The 19,570-nt window shown below is 52.3% G+C and carries 11 protein-coding genes; 9 read left to right on the top strand and 2 right to left on the bottom strand.

Annotated elements, in window-relative coordinates:
* Positions 1 to 134 precede the first annotated feature (134 nt).
* From ACZMIG_RS07380 to ACZMIG_RS07360, 5 genes are all read left to right on the top strand, one after another.
* Positions 135 to 2,588: a LamG-like jellyroll fold domain-containing protein gene (locus tag ACZMIG_RS07380; protein WP_487889393.1), complete on the top strand. Its 2,454-nt coding sequence runs from the start codon at positions 135 to 137 to the stop codon at positions 2,586 to 2,588.
* Positions 2,589 to 2,593: 5 nt separating this feature from the next.
* Positions 2,594 to 4,390 (top strand): glycoside hydrolase family 32 protein, encoded by a 1,797-nt coding sequence (locus ACZMIG_RS07375; RefSeq protein WP_487889392.1) that lies wholly within the window; start codon positions 2,594 to 2,596, stop codon positions 4,388 to 4,390.
* 3 nt (positions 4,391 to 4,393) lie between these two features.
* A complete protein-coding gene (locus tag ACZMIG_RS07370; RefSeq protein ID WP_125105213.1) occupies positions 4,394 to 5,551 on the top strand; it encodes an MFS transporter in 1,158 nt (385 codons plus the stop codon).
* A 28-nt stretch (positions 5,552 to 5,579) separates the two neighbouring features.
* On the top strand, positions 5,580 to 6,470 hold the full coding sequence (locus ACZMIG_RS07365; RefSeq protein WP_487889391.1) for a carbohydrate kinase family protein: 891 nt from the start codon (positions 5,580 to 5,582) through the stop codon (positions 6,468 to 6,470).
* A 796-nt stretch (positions 6,471 to 7,266) separates the two neighbouring features.
* Positions 7,267 to 7,428, top strand: a complete 162-nt coding sequence (locus ACZMIG_RS07360) for a hypothetical protein (RefSeq protein ID WP_487889390.1) — start codon at positions 7,267 to 7,269, stop codon at positions 7,426 to 7,428.
* A 100-nt stretch (positions 7,429 to 7,528) separates the two neighbouring features.
* Here ACZMIG_RS07360 and ACZMIG_RS07355 read toward each other — a convergent pair whose 3' ends face one another.
* On the bottom strand, positions 7,529 to 10,591 hold the full coding sequence (locus tag ACZMIG_RS07355; RefSeq protein WP_487889389.1) for a T9SS type A sorting domain-containing protein: 3,063 nt from the start codon (positions 10,589 to 10,591) through the stop codon (positions 7,529 to 7,531).
* 549 nt (positions 10,592 to 11,140) lie between these two features.
* Positions 11,141 to 12,802 (bottom strand): nucleoside kinase, encoded by a 1,662-nt coding sequence (locus tag ACZMIG_RS07350; RefSeq protein WP_125105216.1) that lies wholly within the window; start codon positions 12,800 to 12,802, stop codon positions 11,141 to 11,143.
* Positions 12,803 to 12,889: 87 nt separating this feature from the next.
* Between ACZMIG_RS07350 and ACZMIG_RS07345 the strand changes: the two genes are divergently transcribed.
* The 4 genes from ACZMIG_RS07345 to ACZMIG_RS07330 all read left to right on the top strand — a co-directional run bounded on the left by ACZMIG_RS07345 (position 12,890) and on the right by ACZMIG_RS07330 (position 19,534).
* Positions 12,890 to 14,584, top strand: coding sequence for a Na/Pi cotransporter family protein (locus tag ACZMIG_RS07345; RefSeq protein WP_021853688.1), 1,695 nt, complete (start codon positions 12,890 to 12,892; stop codon positions 14,582 to 14,584).
* An 881-nt stretch (positions 14,585 to 15,465) separates the two neighbouring features.
* Entirely contained in the window at positions 15,466 to 16,425 is a 960-nt protein-coding gene (locus tag ACZMIG_RS07340) for a PCMD domain-containing protein (RefSeq protein WP_125105217.1), read from the top strand.
* Positions 16,426 to 16,527: 102 nt separating this feature from the next.
* Positions 16,528 to 17,643, top strand: coding sequence for a BamA/TamA family outer membrane protein (locus ACZMIG_RS07335; RefSeq protein WP_443733731.1), 1,116 nt, complete (start codon positions 16,528 to 16,530; stop codon positions 17,641 to 17,643).
* 193 nt (positions 17,644 to 17,836) lie between these two features.
* Complete coding sequence (locus ACZMIG_RS07330) at positions 17,837 to 19,534, top strand: phosphoethanolamine transferase family protein (protein ID WP_487889388.1); 1,698 nt, start codon at positions 17,837 to 17,839, stop codon at positions 19,532 to 19,534.
* Positions 19,535 to 19,570: the final 36 nt, after the last annotated feature.

The raw sequence follows: 19,570 nt of genomic DNA, 5'->3' as shown, positions 1-19,570 counted from the left end.
ATAAGAATACGCCAGTAGAAACAAAAAGACGGACTGAAAGCATAAATGCACAAAATTGATAAAACTATGTGCGGTCTAATCACCGGTTTGGGCTTTAAGTAAAAACGTTGGTATTAAGAAATAAAATTACGACAATGGACAAAAGATTATATAGCATGGCATTTGCATTGGCTGTAGGACTTGCTGCTACGGCCCAGAGCGACATAGCCGCAAGCTTTGACATGACGGTAGGCAGCGACAACGCCATAGCCGAGGGTGTCAGCGGCAGCAGATGGGCTGTCAGCGGTGTGCATGCACCCGAGAATGTCGACGGTGCCGTGGGCAAGGCGCTGCGTCTTGACGGATATTCATCATACGTTAATGCCGGAATCAACGCGGCAGGCATTAGTACCAGCGGAGTTTCTTTTTCGTTGTGGTGCGCGCCTGAGACATATCCGATGATGAACGCCTCGGAGGCAGAGAATGCCGAGACATGGATCGCAGGCAATCTTGACGAGTCGGCACATGCAGGCTTTGCCTTCACGCTTACGTCGCAGGGCGACTACGGATTCAAGTGCTATACGGGTGGATGGCTCGTCACTCTTCAGGCTGGAGCCAAGCTGCCGCGCTATGAGTGGAGCCACCTTGTTGCGGTGATTGATGCCGACAACCGTTCGGCTACTCTTTACCGTAACGGCGAGCCGGTGGCCACGAGCCGCTGCATGTCGCCATTCAACGTGGGAGACGATGTGCTGCTGATAGGCAAGAGCTCTGCTGACAGGACGTTGGACAGTTATCTGCTCAACACGTTCAACGGTCTGATAGACGATATCACGATATACAATAGGGTGCTGACGGCCGCCGAGGCTGCCGCTCCTGCCGCCGAGAATGCTGCCGACCTGAGCATACCTGCCGCACGCTTTGCGTCAGACATATTGCGCCCCGTGTTCCACGGAATGCCTGCTGCGGCATGGACAAACGAGTGTCACGGCATGGCTTTCTCCAACGGAAAATATCATCTGTTCTTCCAGAAGAACGCCAACGGCCCTTATATGGCACGCCTTCACTGGGGACATATCTACAGTGAGAACCTTTATAAATGGAGCGAGGACCGCACGGCGCTTACTCCTGAAGATACATACGACATTAAGGGATGCTGGTCGGGCGCAGTGTTCAGCGACGAGGAGATTACCGGCGGAAAGCCATACATCCTCTATACCGGCGTTGACAATGCCCGCGCGACGATAAACATGGCATCGCCCGACGACGCCGACCTCACGTTCTGGAGCAAGTATGAAACCAACCCTGTCATCGACGGGCGCCCCAGCGGGCTCAGCGACGACTTCCGCGATCCCTACTTCTTTACCTCTGACGGCAAGAAGTATATAATTGTGGGAACATCAAAAAACAATCTCGGTGCTGTCACACTGCACGAATATAATGCTGCGACGAAGACATGGAGTAACGACGGAAGAACCTTCTTTGCCGGAACCGACAAGAATCAGACGGGCCGCTTCTGGGAGATGCCCAACATGACGAAGATGGGCGACAAGTGGCTGTTTACGGTAACGCCGCTTGACATGGCCGATGGCGTGGAGACGATTTACTGGACAGGAACTGTCGGCGCTGACGGAACGTTCACTCCCACTTCGTCGTCTGTCACGGAGCCGGGCAAGCTCGAGCTCGACGGATTCAGCCGCGACGGTTACGGACTGCTCTCGCCGACCATCTTCAGTCACGACGGCAAGACAATACTCATGGGCATTGTTCCCGACAAGCTGCCGTCTGACGAAAACTACAAGCTGGGCTGGGCCCATGCCTACAGCCTGCCGCGCGAGTGCAGCATCGACGCTTCAGGACAGCTCGTGCAGAAGCCTTACAGCGGACTCGCAGCCATGCGCACGTCCGTAAGCTATGCCAAGTCAGACTTTACGCTTGACGGCGAAGAGTCGCTCAGCCCTGTGTCAGGCCGTCAGTATGAGGTCTGCGGCGAGTTTGTGGCAGGTTCAGGCAAGTTCGGATTCAACCTTTTCCAGAAAGACGGAAAGGCCGTAAAGCTCTATTATTCGCCCTCTGGCAACGGCATTGTTGTCGATGCAACCCAGATAGACCGCATAGTTAACGATAAAGGCATGTTCGACGGATTCTACAGCAGTGAGCTTCCACGTGCCATACAGGCAGGCGAGACGGTCAGGATAAATGCCTTTGTCGACCATTCCATGCTCGACGTGTTTATCAACGACACATGGGCGTTCTCAATGAGACTGTTCCCTACCGATGCCGATGCTTCAGGCCTGTCGGTCTTCTCTGAAGGTGCCACGCAGGTTAAGCAGCTCAATGCATGGACACTCGATCCCGACCAGGGAGGGCAGACATCAATAAATGTTGAGAATACAGATTTTTCCTTCAGTGTTTCTGAAGGAAAAATCCTATATTATAACACCTGCGGCAACGCCCAGGCCACAGTATATGACTTAAACGGATGCCCCGTTTTGAGTAGCAGGCTCACTGAAGGCAGCGGTTCGCTTGGCATCAGCCGCAGCGGCATATATATACTTAAGGTGGTTACACCCGCAAGAACAATAAGCAAAAAACTGATTATAAAATAAATATTATGAGAAACTTTATAAAAAATACCTTTGTCTCTGCCTTGGCAATCATGGCCCTGCCGTCTTTTGCCCAGTCAGACAAAGTGATGTTCCTGAGCAAGACTCACTGCATGATGCGTGCAGAAGTAGCCAGCAGATACGTTCTTCTGCCTGTCGAGGAACAGTCGGAAGTGAGCAACATCAAAGTTATTTCAGACAACAATGTGGTAAAGACGCTGAACGTACGACTGGCAGCCGATAAGGTTGACTATTACGTTCCGCTGGACATCTCGAAGCTTGGCGGCAAGAAGGTTTTGTTCGACTTCCATGTAAACGGAGTTGACGGCAAGCCTACGGCAATGAAGGATTATGCCTGCTGGAAAAACATTTCTTATGCCGACACCTTTGACACTGCCAACCGCGAGAAGTTCCGTCCTGCATATCATCACACGCCTGCATACGGCTGGATGAACGACCCTAACGGAATGTTCTATAAAGACGGCGTATACAATCTTTATTATCAATACAATCCGTACGGTTCACAATGGGAGAACATGACCTGGGGACACTCCTCAAGCCGTGACCTCGTAAACTGGACCGACGAAGGCTTGGCCATTGAACCCGACGGCCTTGGCACAATCTTCAGCGGCAGCTGTGTGGTTGACAAGGACAATACCGCTGGGTTTGGTGCCGGAGCCGTAGTGGCATTCTACACCACGGCAGGCGAGAACCAGACGCAGAGCATGGCCTACAGCACTGACAACGGAAAGACATTTACCAAATATGACGGCAACCCAATTCTGACTGCCGACGTGCCAGACTTCCGCGATCCGCACGTGTTCCGTCACGAAAAGAGCGGCCGCTGGATTCTGATTCTGGCGGCAGGGCAGGAGATGCGCATATACTCTTCGGCCAACCTGAAAGACTGGACCTATGAGAGCAGCTTCGGCAAGGGCTACGGATGCCATGAGGGCGTGTGGGAGTGCCCCGACCTCTTTGAACTGCCGGTTGAAGGCAAGAACTACAGCAAGTGGGTGCTTGTGTGCAACATAAACCCCGGCGGACCTGCAGGCGGCAGCGCCACACAGTATTTCACCGGAACATTCGACGGCCACAAGTTTACCTGTGACACAAAGCCCGAGGTTACAAAATGGGCCGACTATGGCAAGGACAACTATGCCGGAGTAACTTTTGACAATGCTCCCGACGGACGCCGCATAATGATAGGCTGGATGAGCAACTGGCAGTATGCCAACCAGGCGCCCACACAGCAGTATAGAAGTGCCAACACCATTGCGCGCGACCTGTATCTCTATACAGACGGAACGACAGAATATCTGGCCTCGAAGCCTTCTGTAGAGAACGAGAAGATGAGAGGAAAGGCTGCCGTGAAGAAGAATATTTCAGACTCGAAGACCATAAGCAAGATGTTCAGCAAGCCGCGCGGCACCTATGAGGTGGTGCTCACTCTTGGCAATGACAATGCCGGCAACGTTGAGCTTGTGCTCTCTAACACAAAGGGTGAGAACGTAAGCATGATGTATGATGCAGCCAAAGGCACACTGAGCTTCGACCGTCGCAAGAGCGGAAACGTTTCGTTCAGCGACCAGTTCCCTGCCGTGTCTGTGGCTCCCGTTGTAGGATCTAAGCTCAACGAGCTGCGCCTTTATGTAGACAACTGCAGCGTTGAGGCCTTTGCCAACGGCGGACGCTCGGTTATGACCAACCTCGTGTTCCCGTCAGAGCCATACAACAGCATATCAGTTAAGTGCGACGGCAAGAAGAAGTCGGCCTCGCTCGTTGTATATCCTTTAAACAAATAACTTATGAAACCAACCAAGACCATATATCTCATCCCTGTGATGTTCTGCTTCTTCGCCATGGGTTTTGTCGACCTTGTCGGCATAGCCTCCAACTACGTGAAGTCAGACCTTGGGCTGAGCGACTCCGTCGCCAACGTGTTTCCCTCGCTGGTGTTCTTCTGGTTCCTTATCTTCTCAGTGCCCACGGGCATGCTTATGAACCGCATCGGGCGCAAGAACACGGTGCTTCTGTCGCTTGCGGTGACTGCCGTGTCGCTCGTTCTTCCGCTCTTCGGCGAGAGCTTCGCCATAATGCTTCTGTCGTTCTCGCTGCTCGGCATAGGCAACACCCTGATGCAGACATCGCTCAACCCGCTGATCTCGACCGTAATCCGCGGCGACAACCTTGCCAGCACCCTTACGTTCGGTCAGTTCATCAAGGCCATCGCCTCTTTCCTCGCCCCCTACATAGCCATGTGGGGCGCCACTGGCGTGCTTCCTTCTTTTGGCATGGGCTGGCGCGTTCTGTTCCTGGTATACTTCGTTGCAGGCGTGCTTGCCACGCTCCTTCTGCTGGTAACCCCCATTAAGGAAGAAGCCCCGGCGGGCAAGGTTTCGGGCTTCGGCGACTGCCTCCGCCTTCTCGGCAAGCCCATCGTCCTTCTGTCCTTCCTTGGCATCATGTGCCATGTGGGCATCGACGTAGGCACCAACACCACTGCGCCCAAGCTCCTTATAGAGCGTCTTGGTATGAGCCTTAACGACGCCGCCTTCGCCACGAGCCTCTACTTCATCTTCCGTACGGCAGGCTGCCTGACAGGCTCGTTCTTCCTCCGCGTGATGAACAACCGCGTGTTCTTCGCCATAAGCGTTGTAATGATGGCCCTTAGCATGTGCGGCATGTTCTTCGGCACGTCGAAGGCCGTGCTCTACACTGCGATAGCGCTTGTAGGCTACGGCAACTCTAACATATTCTCGATAGTGTTCTCTCAGGCGCTTCTTTCAGTCCCCGATCGTCAGAACGAGGTTTCTGGCCTGATGATCATGGGGCTGTTCGGCGGCACCGTGTTCCCCCTTCTGATGGGCTTTGCCTCCGACGCTGCAGGCCAGGCTGGAGCCGTAGGCGTGATGTCAGTCGGCGTGGTCTATCTCCTTTATTATATAAACAAGGTAAAACATTGACAAACTTCAAACAAACAAGCATAACGATATGAAAGATATAATAGTAGGTCTTGGCGAAGCCCTTTGGGACGTTCTTCCCGACGGCAAGAAGCTGGGCGGAGCTCCTGCCAACTTCGCCTACCATGCCGGCCAGTTCGGCTTCGACTCAGTAGCCGTCAGCGCCGTGGGCGACGACCGCCTAGGCGACGAGACCCTCGCCGCCCTTGACGACAAAGGTCTTAAATACATGATGCCTCGCGTTCCTTATCCTACGGGCACAGTTCAGGTTACGCTCGACGACGACGGCATCCCGACGTATGACATCCGCGAGAACGTGGCCTGGGACAACATCCCCTTCACCCCGGAGCTTGAGGCCCTTGCCCGCAACTGCCGTGCAGTGTGCTGGGGCTCTCTGGCCCAGCGCAATGTAGTTTCGCGCGAAACTATCGGCAAGTTCCTCGATGCGATGCCCTCGGACAAGGGCGTCCTGAAGATATTCGACATCAACCTTCGCCAGAACTTCTACACGAAGGAAGTGATAAGCGAGTCTGTGAAGCGCTGCAACGTACTGAAGATAAACGACGAGGAGCTCGTCGTGATAGGCCGTCTGTTCGGCTATCCCGGTCTTGACATGAGCAACAAGTGCTGGCTGATACTTGGCAAGTACAACCTTGACATGCTTGTGCTGACATGCGGCGTCAACGGCAGCTACGTGTTCACACCCGGGAGCGTGTCCTTCCAGGAGACCCCGATAGTAGAGGTGGCAGACACTGTAGGCGCTGGCGACTCGTTCACTGGCACGTTCTGTGCTGCCATATTGAGCGGCATGGACGTCAGGGATGCCCATGCCCTTGCGGTAAAGGTGTCAGCCTATGTGTGCACACAGAGCGGCGCCATGCCCGTAATACCTGACAACATCAAAAGTTTTATAAAGCGCTGAGACTGACAGCGCCAAGGCCCGTGCCGGCAGTTTCGTGTGGTTCAGGCAGTCGTGCCGTTCCGTTACGGAAAGCCTTATGGCAATTTGTTCCTATCGTTCTTGTTGCCGTGTGGCAGGTGCGGGCTTTTTATTTAATGATTTCTTTATGTTTCAGCCGCATCCATGTCTTATATTGAGCTTACAGCCGTCATCTTTTACGCCGTCTTGGCAGCCTGTGTAAGGATAATGCAAACGGCAAGATGCCGACAGAAAGCACAATGACAGACGAAGGTATTAGTTTGGCTGATGAACATAATATGCGGTCTGCTGACCGATTTTGGGTTTTAAGATTGTTTTTATTGGGTAATGTTGTCTCTGCAACACGGCACACACAAAGGATTGTGCATCGTGTTGTGGAGACATTTCTTTTTGTCGTCTTTACAGCCGTCAGACATGGCAATGTGTCATCAGAGTTTTGTCAGGATTTTCAGACGAAATAGAATTCGTGAGGGCAGCGGAGGCATGGCGGCGGTAAACAATATTTACATTATCATGTAAAAGGTATGCTTTTGAAAAATTACTCGACCACTTTTGGATGAGAAACAGGCGGTTTTTGCACCGTAAACGGGCCTGTTTTTTTATTGAAATAATGGCTTTTTTGTCCTAATTGGGACAAAAAATGTTGCACATTATGCTCTTTATGAGTATAACACTCTGATGCTTAGACTGTTGCGATTGCACGCGAAAACTGCCCGTTTTTGCGGCCGGGAGATTTTAATTTTCAAATATCGCAGTATGAGAGCGTCAGCATAAATCAATGTGTAAGCGTTTTGCTTCGATGCGGCTCAATGTGTATTCGGCCGTTGCCGCCGTGGCACGCGGTGAGGAGCTGTCTGCTGTCGGCGGCTGTGCGGCGGCAATGGGCGTGAGTAGTGGGGTGCCGTGTGCCGCCGTGATGTGTATTATAGGCACGGCATGACTACCGGCAAGGGGATAAAGAAGGCGGCCCTTTCGCGAGGAAAGAACCGCCTGAAAATAGGTTAGGGTGATAATCATGCAGCAGGATTAGCTGCTGACTTTTACTTTACAATCATCTTTTGTGTGTAAACTCTGCCGTCAACATTGATGCTGATGATGTAGATGCCGGCCTTAACTCCGTTCAGCGACAGGCGGTTGCCTTCAGAGCGTGACACGCATACGCCGCTGATGTCAACGAGAGTGGCATTGTCAAACTTGCCGTTGATGGTCAGGCAGTTGTCGCCTTCATTGCGTGTTATCGTCACGTTGTCGGCTATGTTGTGCTCAATGCCTGTTACGTCGTCGAGGCAGAACTGCTCAGAAGCCTCTGACTTTGTGCCGTCGTAGAAGAAGCCAACTACCTGGTAGCATGCGTCCTCAGTAGGTTCGGGATCGGTGAAGCGGGTCTGCAGTCTGTCGATTACTCCTTCGTTGAGCTGCTCGCCGTCGCGGTAGATGTTGTATGCAAACAGATCGCCCTCTGCAACCGGTGTGAGTTCAGGATTGTCAGTGATGCATCCGGTGATGTCCCAGCAGCAGTATCCCTGCTCAGGTGTGCCCTGCTCGTTGTAGAATTCAGAGAGTTTCAGCCAGCTTGCGCCGTTGTCTTCAGAGTAGAGGTCGCTCTTGCCTGCAACAAACTTGTCGCTTATAATGTAGCATATAGGTATCTGCTGCTCGTCGTAGTCGAAGATCTTAACACCTATCATCAGCTCTTTGGTTCCGTCGATGAGGAGCGGCTCGTCGAGAGCAACGGTCAGAGCCTCGTTGTATGTCATGTCCTTTATTTCCTGTTCGCGTACCATCTTGCCGTCTTCAAACACTACTACTGAAGCGTGTATGCCCTTTACTTCCTCTTCTGTGCTGTAGTAGTTGATGGTTGTCTGCACGCCTGAGAGATATTTGCCCTTGTATGCAGCCAAGTCTTCAGGTTCAAACTTGTTGGCGGCAATAAGTTCCTTGCCTTCGTTGCCTATGGTGTATTTTTTGATGAAAGAAGGATCGTTGATGTAGTTGAGCTGGTAAGCGCCTGAGAGGTTCTGCCACATCAGTGAGAGCGACTTGCCGTCTTTGCCCAGTGTGCCTGTAAGTCCGGCAGGAGCCTTTGAGCCAGAGCCTCCGGCCTCAATCCTCAGGTTGTCTACGTACATCATGTATTGAGCAACGCCCTGTCCGTGCTTGCGCAGACGCAGCTGGAAGATTTTGCCTGTTGTTCCGGCAGATATGTCAAGGTTAATTACGTTGTAGCTGTATTGTGCATAGATGTCTTTCAGCGACCATGCCTTTATCTCCTTCCATGTCTTTCCGAAGTCGGTAGAGATGTCAACGCTGATAGAGTCTTTCTCGAGATCTTGGTCTACGGAGTTCAGCGGTGTCATCTGCATGAAGAACGACAGGCTTACTGATTCTGCCTTTGTGGCGTCGAGCGGGCGTGATATGAGGCTTCCTGAATAAGGCTGCTGTGAGAATACCATGTAAGAAATGCTGCTGCCTATCAGTCCGTAGTCCTGCATGACGCCCCACATTGCGTCAGTAGGATCGCCGTATTCAACTTTAGACTCCCAGTAGTTTGTCTCAAGAGAGTTTGACGAGAAGTCGTCGAACAGAGGCATGTCGTATGTATCGGGCACAGAAGCCTTCAGAATGTTTGACTTTGGCGAAAGCATCTCGCCGCCGTCTGCTGTCTCGAACACTGCTTCAACGGCATAGCCCGGGTGTCCTGCCGGAACGTTGTTCTCGGTCAGAGTCATCGGCTTGTCGGCTGTAACGTTGGCAACCTTTTTGCCGTCGCGGTAGATGTTGTATGACTTCAGGGTCAGGTCTTCATATTTAGTCTCGTCCTTTGCCCATGTCAGCGTAACCTGTCCTAAAGCCTCCGACTTGGCAGAGAGTCCTGACGGGGTTACAGGGATAGACACGTCGTATCTTTCTGATTTCAGAATCCAGCACTTAGCCTTCTGTCCTACGGCTGCATAGATGTCGATGTTTCCTACTATTACGTTGCCGTCGGCAGATATTGCCATGGGCACAGCCTGTGTCTTCTCGCCATACTCAAATGTGAAGTCGGGAGTAACTCCGCTGGCAAACAGCTGCATATAGTAAGGGAAGTCGAGGTTGCGGTCCTCCTTGTATGAGTACCAGAACGGGCGTGTATATACGTCTCCGCCGAAGAATATAGAGCCATAGTTATAGGCAGCCACCACGTTGCCCTCGTTGTCTACGGCTGCATATTCTATGTTTGCTGCTGTCTCGAAGGCAGGAATCTTGCGTCCTTCATTGGTTTCTATATTATAGATATATATAGCATTGGCTGCGCTCTTGGCCACAAAGAATTTGCCGTTAGCGCTCATTGACAGAATCTTCACCTGTCCGCCGTAGCTTGAAGACTCCCATCCAATCTGCTCGTCTGTTATGATGGTGCATGCGCCGTCTTTCCATAATGCCACATGCTGGTTGTTTGTAGCGTCTGTTATTTTTCCTACAATAGTTTTGCCGTCGTCAGAAATGAAGTAAGTCATTCCGTCTTTTGCATCTTCAGGTAATGCGAGCCACTCGAGAGTCCATTTGCCGTCGTTGCCCTCTTTCCACATACATGGATAGAATGATGCGGCATTGCCTGTGCTGATATATCCGCAGACGGTCTTTGAGTCGGCCGAAATGTCTGTAGCCTGTGAGCCGTCACCCAGGAATTCAAACTTAGATGTGTCGAAGTCGCCGTAGTAAAGAAGCGTGCATTTGCCGTCTTTCCATATTGCGGCAGAGTTGGCTGGTCTGGTTTCAGTGCCAAACATGTCAGAGTAAGTTATGAGAAGATCCGGGTCCTTTGATGATCCGCAAATCACGCCGGCGTCGTTTACGGCCTTAAATTCTCCTGACTTGCTGAAGTCGTTTTGGTCAAACTCGGTAAGCCACTGTGTCTCACCTGTGTTGGTGTCATACAGATAGCTGACAGAATAAGAGCCGTCAACCATGTATGAGGGATTCACTCCTACAAGATATTGTCCGCTGGGTGAAATCGCCACTCCGTAAGTTAACTCCGGTAATGTCTTAAAGCTTTTGTCAGCCCATGCATTTTCAGCAAATGTTGCAAGTGCAACAGCCAATAAAAGTAACGTCTTTCTCATGAGTATAACAATTTAAATTAAACATAATATGATACTTCGAGGTAACAAAGTGTCTGTCATTTGCAAATTTAAATAAATGTTGTTATTTTCTTTAAAATATCCTGCCGTTTTCACTTCATATGTATCAATATGAAGTAAAAAGCCCCTGTTTTATGTTGCTTAATCAGTAATAAATGCGAATTAAACGGAAGATTTTAAAGACAGATGCGTTATAGGTGTGACAGTTTGGATGCGGGCATGACGTTTCAGGCAGAAAGTATTATGGGTAAGACAGACTGCCTCGTGCTGTGTCGGCAAGGCTGACGACAGACGGTGATTGGCTTATGACCGACTGCCGGGCATGCAGTATGCCGCACCGTCATGGCAAAGCCGGCACTGTTAGTATGGAGAGAACAGCCTGTCGGCATGGCTGCAATGCGTCTTCAGCCATCAACTCGTAGTATTGCAGATGACGTATGCAAAGAAATAGCCGGACGTCTTTATTAAATATATGTATAAAGACATCCGGCTATATTGTTTTTTATTGAAATAATGCTAAAAGCAACGGCATCAGTACTTGAACGAACTGCCGCCCAGGAACTCGCGCAGCAGCGACGTAGGCGGCAGCTGGCGGTTGGGTATCGGGGCGATATACTTGAGGAACTTCAGCAGGCGGTAGGCCTCGGCGTGCTCCTCCATGTTCTCAGGCACAAGCTCGAGCAGCGGTTCGGCCTGGCTCTTTATGACGGCAAGCTCGAAGAGCAGGGCAGAGTTGAACATCACGTCGGCGTTCTCCTGATAGGGGAATATCCACTTGTTCTCGCCGGCACGCACGCTCGGCCAGCGGCGTATGGTCTCGGCGGCGCTCACACCGCGGTATTTGTAGTCGCGTATGATGCGGCGCAGCAGTCGGTTGTCTGTCGTCGGTATATAGTTGTGCGTGTCGAGCAGTATGGTTGTCAGTGCCGATGCATACACGCGGAACTTCTGTTCCTCTGGTATTTTGGCCGTGAGCTCGGGGTTGAGCGCGTGGATGCCTTCCACTACGAGCACGTTGTCGGGCAGCAGTTTCAGCCTGCGTCCGCTCTTCTCGCTGCGTCCCGACTGGAAGTTATAGCGCGGCAGCTCAACCTCCTCGCCCGCAAAGAGCGCGTTGAGCTGCTCGTTGAGCAGCGGTATGTTGAGCGCGTAGAGACTCTCGTAGTCGTAGTCGCCCTTGTCGTCCTTAGGCGTAAGCTCACGGTTGACGAAATAATCGTCCAAAGAAATCTGCACAGGCTTGATACCGCACGTGAGCAACTGTATGGACAGACGCTTGCAGAACGTTGTCTTGCCGCTCGATGAAGGGCCCGATATCAGCACCACTCTTACGCCCTTGCGCGCCGCTATCATGTCGGCAATCTGCGATATCTTCTTCTCCTGAAGGGCTTCCGACACGTTGATAAGGTCGGTAGAGTGGCCGTTCTTTACGGCGTCGTTAAAGTCGCCCACGGTGCTCATTTCCAGAATCTTCTGCCAGCGGTGGTGCTCTTTGAATATCTCGAACATCTTGTCCTGCCTTATCAGGTCGCCCAGACGCGACGGGTCGTCGCGCAGAGGTATGCGCAGCAGCATGCCGTCGTAATACTTCTCGAGGCCGAAGAGATACAGCTGGCGCGTGTTGGTGAGCAGCGTGCCGTAATAGTAGTCCTTGTATCCGTCTATTTCGTAGTATGTGGTGTAGAGCGAGCCTACGCTTTTTAGCAGCTTAACCTTAGAGTCCATGCCCATCTCGGAGAACATGCCGATGGCCTCTTCCGTGGTGCATTCGTGGCGGCGTATGGGCAGCGCGTCGTCGATAATCTGCTGCATTCGCGAGCGCAGCGCGTCGGCGTCGGCCTCGGTGAGCGGTCGTCCTATGTTGATGTTGCAGTAGTAGCCGTTAGACACGGGTATGTCTATCACCACCTCGGCTCCCGGCCACACGTCATGCGCGGCCTTGCACAGCACGAAGAACAGTGTGCGCGTGTAGGCTCGCGAGCCTGAGGCCGACCTTATGTCAAGAAATTCAACATCCTTGCTGTGGTACACTCTGTAGTTGAGCCCCTCCACCTTGTTGTTTACTTTTGCGCTGATGGGGCCGTAATCCATTTCGAGATTAAATTCACGAAAAACATCAGAAAGTGTACTTCCTATTGCAAAATTTTTAATTTTTTTATTATTTTTGCAACGTATTTGAATTGTTTGTTTCATATCCATGCGGTTAAACGATTTACGCTCGTAAAGATACTCCGTTTTTCGCATCACATCGCAACATGACATGATAAATTAAATTAAAATATGTCGATTTGGATTTTTTTTAAGATTATTGGAGCATTAGCCCTTCTTATCTACGGTATGAAAGGCATGAGCGAAGCTCTGCAGAAGATGGCAGGCTCACAGTTGCGCCACATCCTCGGCACGATGACTAAAAACAGGTTTACCGGAATGCTCACCGGTATGTTCGTAACTTGCTCAGTGCAGTCGTCGTCGGCCACGACGGTAATGACAGTATCGTTTGTCAACGCCGGACTCTTGACATTGGCTCAGGCCATATCAATTATTATGGGAGCCAACATTGGAACTACGCTTACGGCATGGATCATGAGCCTCGGATTCTCGTTCAACTTCACCGACGTGGTGTTCCCTGCCTTTATTGTCGGCATCCTGCTAATCTACACCCGGCGCCACCGCTACATAGGCGACTTCCTCTTCGGCATAGCCTTCATGTTCTTCTCGCTGGCAATTCTCAGCGACACGGGCAAGGAGATGGACCTTGGCCACAATCAGGCTCTGTTAGAGTTTTTCAGTTCGTTCGACACTAACAGCTACATAACAATAATCGTATTCCTTCTTATCGGTACCGTGCTGACCTGCATCCTGCAGTCGTCGGCCGCCCTGATGGCCATCACCATGGTGCTCTGCTCGAGCGGCGTGCTGCCCATATATCTGGGTATAGCGCTCGTGATGGGCGAGAACATCGGTACTACCGCCACGGCCAACCTGGCCGCCCTCGGAGCCAACACACAGGCGCGCAGGGCTGCGCTGGCCCATCTGGTGTTCAATGTGTTCGGCGTGCTGTGGGTGCTGTGCGTGTTCTATCCGTTTGTCGACCTTGTCTGCAACTTTGTCAACTACGACCCGCAGTCGCACGACCTCAACCCAATAAAGCTTTCTGTCGTGCTGGCAGCGTTCCATACGTCGTTCAACATCTGCAACACCTTTATACTTATATGGTTCATACCGCAGATTGAGAAGTTTGTCTGCTGGCTCATCAAGCCCCGCACCAACGACGAGGAAGAGGAGTTCCGCCTGCGCTACATCGGCGGCAACAGCATCATGGAGACGCCGGAGCTGTCGGTGCTCGAGGCACAGAAGGAGATTATTCTCTTTGCTGAGCGCATACAGCGCATGTTCGGATTTGTGCGCGAGCTGCTCAACACCACCAACGACACGGCCTTCACGAAGCTCTTTACCAGAATAGAGAAGTATGAGGGCATCAGCGACAACATGGAGATAGAGATTGCCAAATATCTCGACAGCGTGAGCGACGCCCACCTCAGCGACGAGACCAAGGCCAGGATAAGGGCCATGCTCAGGGAGATATCGGAGATTGAGAGTATCGGCGACAGCTGCTACAACATAGCCCGCAACATCAGCAGAAAGTTTAAGGGCAAGGAAGACTTCACCGAAAGCCAGTATGAACACCTGCACCAGATGTTTGAACTTACCGACGACAGCCTGACGCAGATGAACATCATGCTCTCGGGACGCAAGGACAAGCTCGACGTTAACCGCTCGTTCAACATAGAGAACGAGATTAACAACTACCGCAACCAGCTGAAGAGCCAGAACATCAACGACGTGAACAGCCATGAGTACACCTACGCCATCGGCACGATGTATATGGACATAATATGCGAGTGCGAGAAGCTTGGCGACTACGTTATCAACGTTGTTGAGGCCCGAATGGGTACGAAGCAGAGAGAAGCCTGACCATGACACGGCCGCCGCGGCGGCATGGGCATGGCATCAGTAATAACAAGGTCCGGCCAGGGCATACCGCTCCGGCCGGACTGATATACACGCTATACGGTCGTCCGTATTGTCTTCCGGCATCTACATTTGCCGGAGGCAGTGCCGACGGCCTTTTTTGTGCAGCATCGGCAGGCAGATTGTCAGCCGGTAGAACGGTGCGCCGCTGCTGCGTACCAAATCGTTGGCGTGTGTGGCTGCGCCATGTTGCGTCAGCCATGCCGTACAGGCAAAATTAACCTATGACTTGCGCATGAAAAGTGGGCCGTTTACGGTGCAAAAGTGGCCCACTTTTGCACCGTAAACGGCCCACTAACAGTCTGAAAGTAAATCGGCGGCAATTCCTTAAAGAATTGCTGAATATTCATCACAAAACAATCCTATGTTAATGAAAAGTGGCTGAAAATGTTACGATTTTCAGCCACTTTTTGTGTATCCCTGTTTCCGGTGTCAGCAGGCAGCCGTCTTGCGGCTCCTGAACAGCATGCCCGATGAGTTTGTTATTGAATGTTTTTCTGCCCAAATCCGTCTTTATCGTTCTGTTTTATTTTGGCTTTATCTTGAGCGTAGAGGCTTCCGCTTTTTCGGAGATGTTTTTCATTTTTAACTTTTAACCCAAATCGACAGATTTAGGTTAAACGATATGCACCGTAATACGCGGCTCGTTTTTAATCATGTGCGGCCGTGTATTGTGTCATAGGGCTGGATGTGGAATAATCGTATACTAAAAGTTAAATAATGTTTTCCACTGCAAAATAATACACACATTTGGAGCTTCTAACAGTCAAAAACACTTCAAAAACTTTTTTAGACAATAAAGTTTTCATATATTTGCCACCATTATGAAACATAAATGTAATAACCTCATGCTGGCATTAGTCATCCTGCTGACCCTGCCGGCGTCTGCCACAGAGAAGGTTGTCCCCATTCGCTATGGCAATATGGACAATTGGACCATACGTAAGATAGAGGAATCTGCAATCATCGGGGGACAGACAAAGACGCTGTATGAGATAGGACCAAGCCGCACCATAAGCGGCAACAAGCCTTACGTCAACGGCGGAGGTTCGCCTTGGGGCACGTCTAACGTGATGGCAAAGGTCATGGGGGTGGTAAAGACCAACAACTCGGTCTACCGCGACAAGCACGGCAGCGGATATTGCGCCAAGCTGACCACTCACATCGAGAGCGTCAAGGTGATGGGCCTTATGAACATCAAGGTGCTGGCGGCAGGCTCTATCTTCCTGGGAGACATGAAGGAGCCGATAACCGGAACCAAGGACGGACCAAAGGCCATGAACAACGGTATACACTTTACGGGCAGGCCCAAGGCGCTGCGCTACGACTATAGGGTGAAGGTGGCCGGCACGGCCAACAGAATAAAGCAGACCGGATTCAGCAAGAGTTCTACCGTGGCAGGCAAGGACTACGCCATAACCGTGCTGTATCTGCAGAAGAGGCATGAGGACAGCAAAGGGAACATCACGGCAGAAAGAGTGGGCACGCTCGTAGTGAAATACGGGACAAGCACCAACGGATGGGTGAACAACGCCACATATCAGATACTTTACGGCGACATAAGGAACAATCCTAACTATGACGCAAGGACCATGGGGCTGCGCAAGACCGACTATGCACGCAACAGCAAGGGCAAGAGCGTGCCCGTGGTTGAGACGGGATGGGCTGCCAAGGGCACTGCGCCTACGCATCTGATGCTGCAATTCTCGTCGAGCCACGGCGGTGCATACATCGGATCGCCCGGAAACACTCTGTGGATAGACAATGTTGAACTTGTTTACTGATAAAGACAACAGCTGATGAAGACTCTGCTGCTTACAACCATCATGGCGCTCGGAACCGCAGCCGCGGGGGCGCAGGATGCCGGAGACAAGGCCGGAACCATAATGTCCGACACGTGTGAACAGGCCGGAACATGTCCTGCCGACACTACGGAGAAAAAGAAGAAAAAGGGACTGATAAACCGCGTCATCGACTATTTTGCCGACTCGAACAAGGAGAAACCTTACAAGAAGTTCGACTTCAGCATAATAGGCGGACCGCACTACAGCACCGACACCAAGCTCGGACTGGGACTTGTTGCCACCGGACTGTATCGCACCGACATGACCGACTCGCTCCTTACGCGCTCTAACGTGGCCCTTTACGGCGACATCACCACGGCAAACTATTATAAGATTGGTGTGAGGGGCAACCATATATTTCCGCACGACCGCTGCCGCATGGTCTACGACGTGTCGTTCGACTCGTTCAAGAGCGACTTCTGGGGCATCGGCTACGAGATGGGCAACAACGACGCCAACAAGTCGGAGATGAACCGCTGCCAGGTCAATGCCGACATAAGTCTGCTGTGGCGCTTTGCCGACAATCTGTATGCAGGTCCGGTGCTGGTCTACGACTTTGCCTATGCCAACAACGTAGAGCGCCCCGAACTGCTCAACGGCATGGACAGGCGCACATGGAACGTTGGCGCGGGCGTCTCGCTCGTTTACGATTCGCGCGACGTCATAACCAACCCTCACAAGGGCTTCTATGTCAACCTGTCGCAATATTTCCGGCCGGCATTTCTCGGCAACGACTATGCCTTCAGCACCACCGATCTTCATGCCAGCGCATACGGACGGGTGTGGAAGGGAGGCATCATCGCGGGCGACATCACCAGTACGCTCAACTTCGGCAATCCCTCGTGGGGCATGATGGCGCTGCTGGGCAGCTCTTATTCCATGCGCGGATATTATGAGGGACGCTATCGCGACAAGCACAAGATAGAGGCTCAGGTAGAGCTGCGTCAGCATCTGTGGGGGCGCAACGGCATGGTGGTATGGGCCGGAGCGGGCACGGTGTTTAGCAAGTTCAGCGCCATACGCGCCGACCGCGTGCTGCCCAACTTCGGCATAGGCTACCGCTGGGAGTTCAAGAAAGACGTGAACATACGCCTCGACTACGGCTTCGGCAAGAGCGGACAGTCGGGCTTCCTCTTCCATATCAACGAGGCCTTCTGACCTCGTCTTCTCTGCGGCTGTGCCTTGTCATGCGCCGTCAGCGGACATCATAGTCCCCTGTCAGTCGCATCATAGCGCCCGCCGCTTACGTTCTACGTCAGCTGCCGCCGTGAGGCTGTGTGCTGCCGCGCCGTGACAAAGTTCTGTCGGGGCGCCTGCAACGACATAATCAACAAACATACAATAAAAGGAAATGATCAAATCAACAGACATAATAAGATGCTGCGCCTCGCCGCACGGCATATTCTGGCTTACTGTTGCCGTGCTGGCAATACCCAACGTGGCTCTGTGCTTCACCGAGCGCATGGGCATCATGGCCTCCGTCACCAACATCGTGCTGCCCGTGGCGGCCGTATGGCTGCTCATGGCGCTGGGCCGTAAGCCCGGCAAGACGGCTCTGCTGCTTTTTCCGCTGATGTTTCTGGCCGCCTTCCAGATAGTGCTGCTTTATCTTTTCGGCCATTCTATTATAGCCGTCGACATGTTCCTCAATCTTGTTACCACCAATGTGGGCGAGGCAATGGAACTGCTCGACAATCTTCTGCCGGCCATAGTAATCGTCGTGGTTATTTATGTGCCCGTGATAGTGCTGGCCGTTGTGTCGCTGCGCCGCGGCGATGTGCTCAGCCGCAGTTTCCTGCTGCGCCAGCGGCGCCGTTCGCTTGCGGCTCTCGTTGCAGGGGCGGCATGCATGGCGGGCAGCTATCTTGCCGGCCGCGACTACAGCGCACGGCTGCATCTGTATCCCCTCAACGTGTTCTACAACATATATCTTGCCGCCGACCGCTACAAGGCCACGGCAGATTATTCACAGACATCGGCCGGCTTCAGGTTTAATGCCGTGCCCACCCATGCCGCCTCAGGGCGCGAGGTCTATGTGCTGGTTATCGGAGAGACGGCGCGTGCCTACAGCTTCGGGCTTTACGGCTATGGCCGCAACACCACGCCCATGCTTCAGCGCACCGGCGGACTCACGGTGTTCAGCGATGCCATAACACAGTCGAACACCACACACAAGAGCGTCCCGATGCTCATGTCGGCAGCCTCGGCTGAAGACTATGGCCGCATATACCGCGAGAAAGGCATCATCACGGCGTTCCGCGAGGCAGGCTTCCACACGACATTCATATCAAACCAACGGCCTAACCACTCGTTTATTGACATCTTCGGCAAGGAGGCCGACGACTGGAAGTTTATAAAAGAAGAAACTGAACGCAGCGATATGTATGACGAAGATATGCTGCATATGGTGAATGACATACTGGATAAGAAACGTGCAAAGGAGCTGATTGTGCTGCACACGTATGGCTCTCACTTCAACTACCGCGAGCGTTACAGGCGGTCAGAGGCCGTGTTCAGGCCCGACAACGCCAGCGAGGCCAAGGTGTCTAACCGCAGGCAGCTGCTCAACGCCTATGACAACAGCATCAGGAGCACCGACCGTTTCTTGTCGTTGCTCATACGTCAGCTCGACCGCAGCGGTGCCGTGTCGGCCATGCTCTACACCTCAGACCACGGCGAAAACATCTTCGACGACGGCCGCAGGCTGTTTCTTCATGCTTCGCCCATACCTTCATACTATGAGCTGCACGTGCCTCTGCTGATATGGATGTCGCCGTCTTACAGGCAGATGTATGCCGCCGAGGCTTCAGCTGTCGGCTCTAACAGCCGCAAGAGTGTGGCCACGAGCGCGTCGGTGTTCCACACCATGCTCTCGCTTGCAGGCATATCAACGCCCCTGCGTGCCGACAGCCTGTCTGTGGCAAGCAGCAGTTATAAGCCGGGCGAGCGCCATTATCTCAACGATCATAACTTGCCTGTGGCTATAAAGAAGATTTTGCGTGGCGACGAAGATTTTGTTATGTTCAGAAAGATGAACCTGAAATACTGACGCTGCAGCCAATGCAGCTTCTATTATTCTGTGCAT

The organism is Xylanibacter sp., assembly GCF_057607445.1.
The sequence above is the reverse complement of the archived record's forward strand: the minus strand, read 5'-3'. Positions and strand labels throughout refer to the sequence as shown.

What these genes read in the sequence shown, in the direction of transcription:
- ACZMIG_RS07380 (WP_487889393.1), top strand. Translation starts at nt 135, where the DNA reads ATGGACAAAAGATTATATAGCATGGCATTTGCATTGGCTGTAGGACTT.
- ACZMIG_RS07375 (WP_487889392.1), top strand. Translation starts at nt 2,594, where the DNA reads ATGAGAAACTTTATAAAAAATACCTTTGTCTCTGCCTTGGCAATCATG.
- ACZMIG_RS07370 (WP_125105213.1), top strand. Translation starts at nt 4,394, where the DNA reads ATGAAACCAACCAAGACCATATATCTCATCCCTGTGATGTTCTGCTTC.
- ACZMIG_RS07365 (WP_487889391.1), top strand. Translation starts at nt 5,580, where the DNA reads ATGAAAGATATAATAGTAGGTCTTGGCGAAGCCCTTTGGGACGTTCTT.
- ACZMIG_RS07360 (WP_487889390.1), top strand. Translation starts at nt 7,267, where the DNA reads ATGTGTAAGCGTTTTGCTTCGATGCGGCTCAATGTGTATTCGGCCGTT.
- ACZMIG_RS07355 (WP_487889389.1), bottom strand. Translation starts at nt 10,591, where the DNA reads ATGAGAAAGACGTTACTTTTATTGGCTGTTGCACTTGCAACATTTGCT.
- ACZMIG_RS07350 (WP_125105216.1), bottom strand. Translation starts at nt 12,802, where the DNA reads ATGAAACAAACAATTCAAATACGTTGCAAAAATAATAAAAAAATTAAA.
- ACZMIG_RS07345 (WP_021853688.1), top strand. Translation starts at nt 12,890, where the DNA reads ATGTCGATTTGGATTTTTTTTAAGATTATTGGAGCATTAGCCCTTCTT.
- ACZMIG_RS07340 (WP_125105217.1), top strand. Translation starts at nt 15,466, where the DNA reads ATGAAACATAAATGTAATAACCTCATGCTGGCATTAGTCATCCTGCTG.
- ACZMIG_RS07335 (WP_443733731.1), top strand. Translation starts at nt 16,528, where the DNA reads ATGTCCGACACGTGTGAACAGGCCGGAACATGTCCTGCCGACACTACG.
- ACZMIG_RS07330 (WP_487889388.1), top strand. Translation starts at nt 17,837, where the DNA reads ATGATCAAATCAACAGACATAATAAGATGCTGCGCCTCGCCGCACGGC.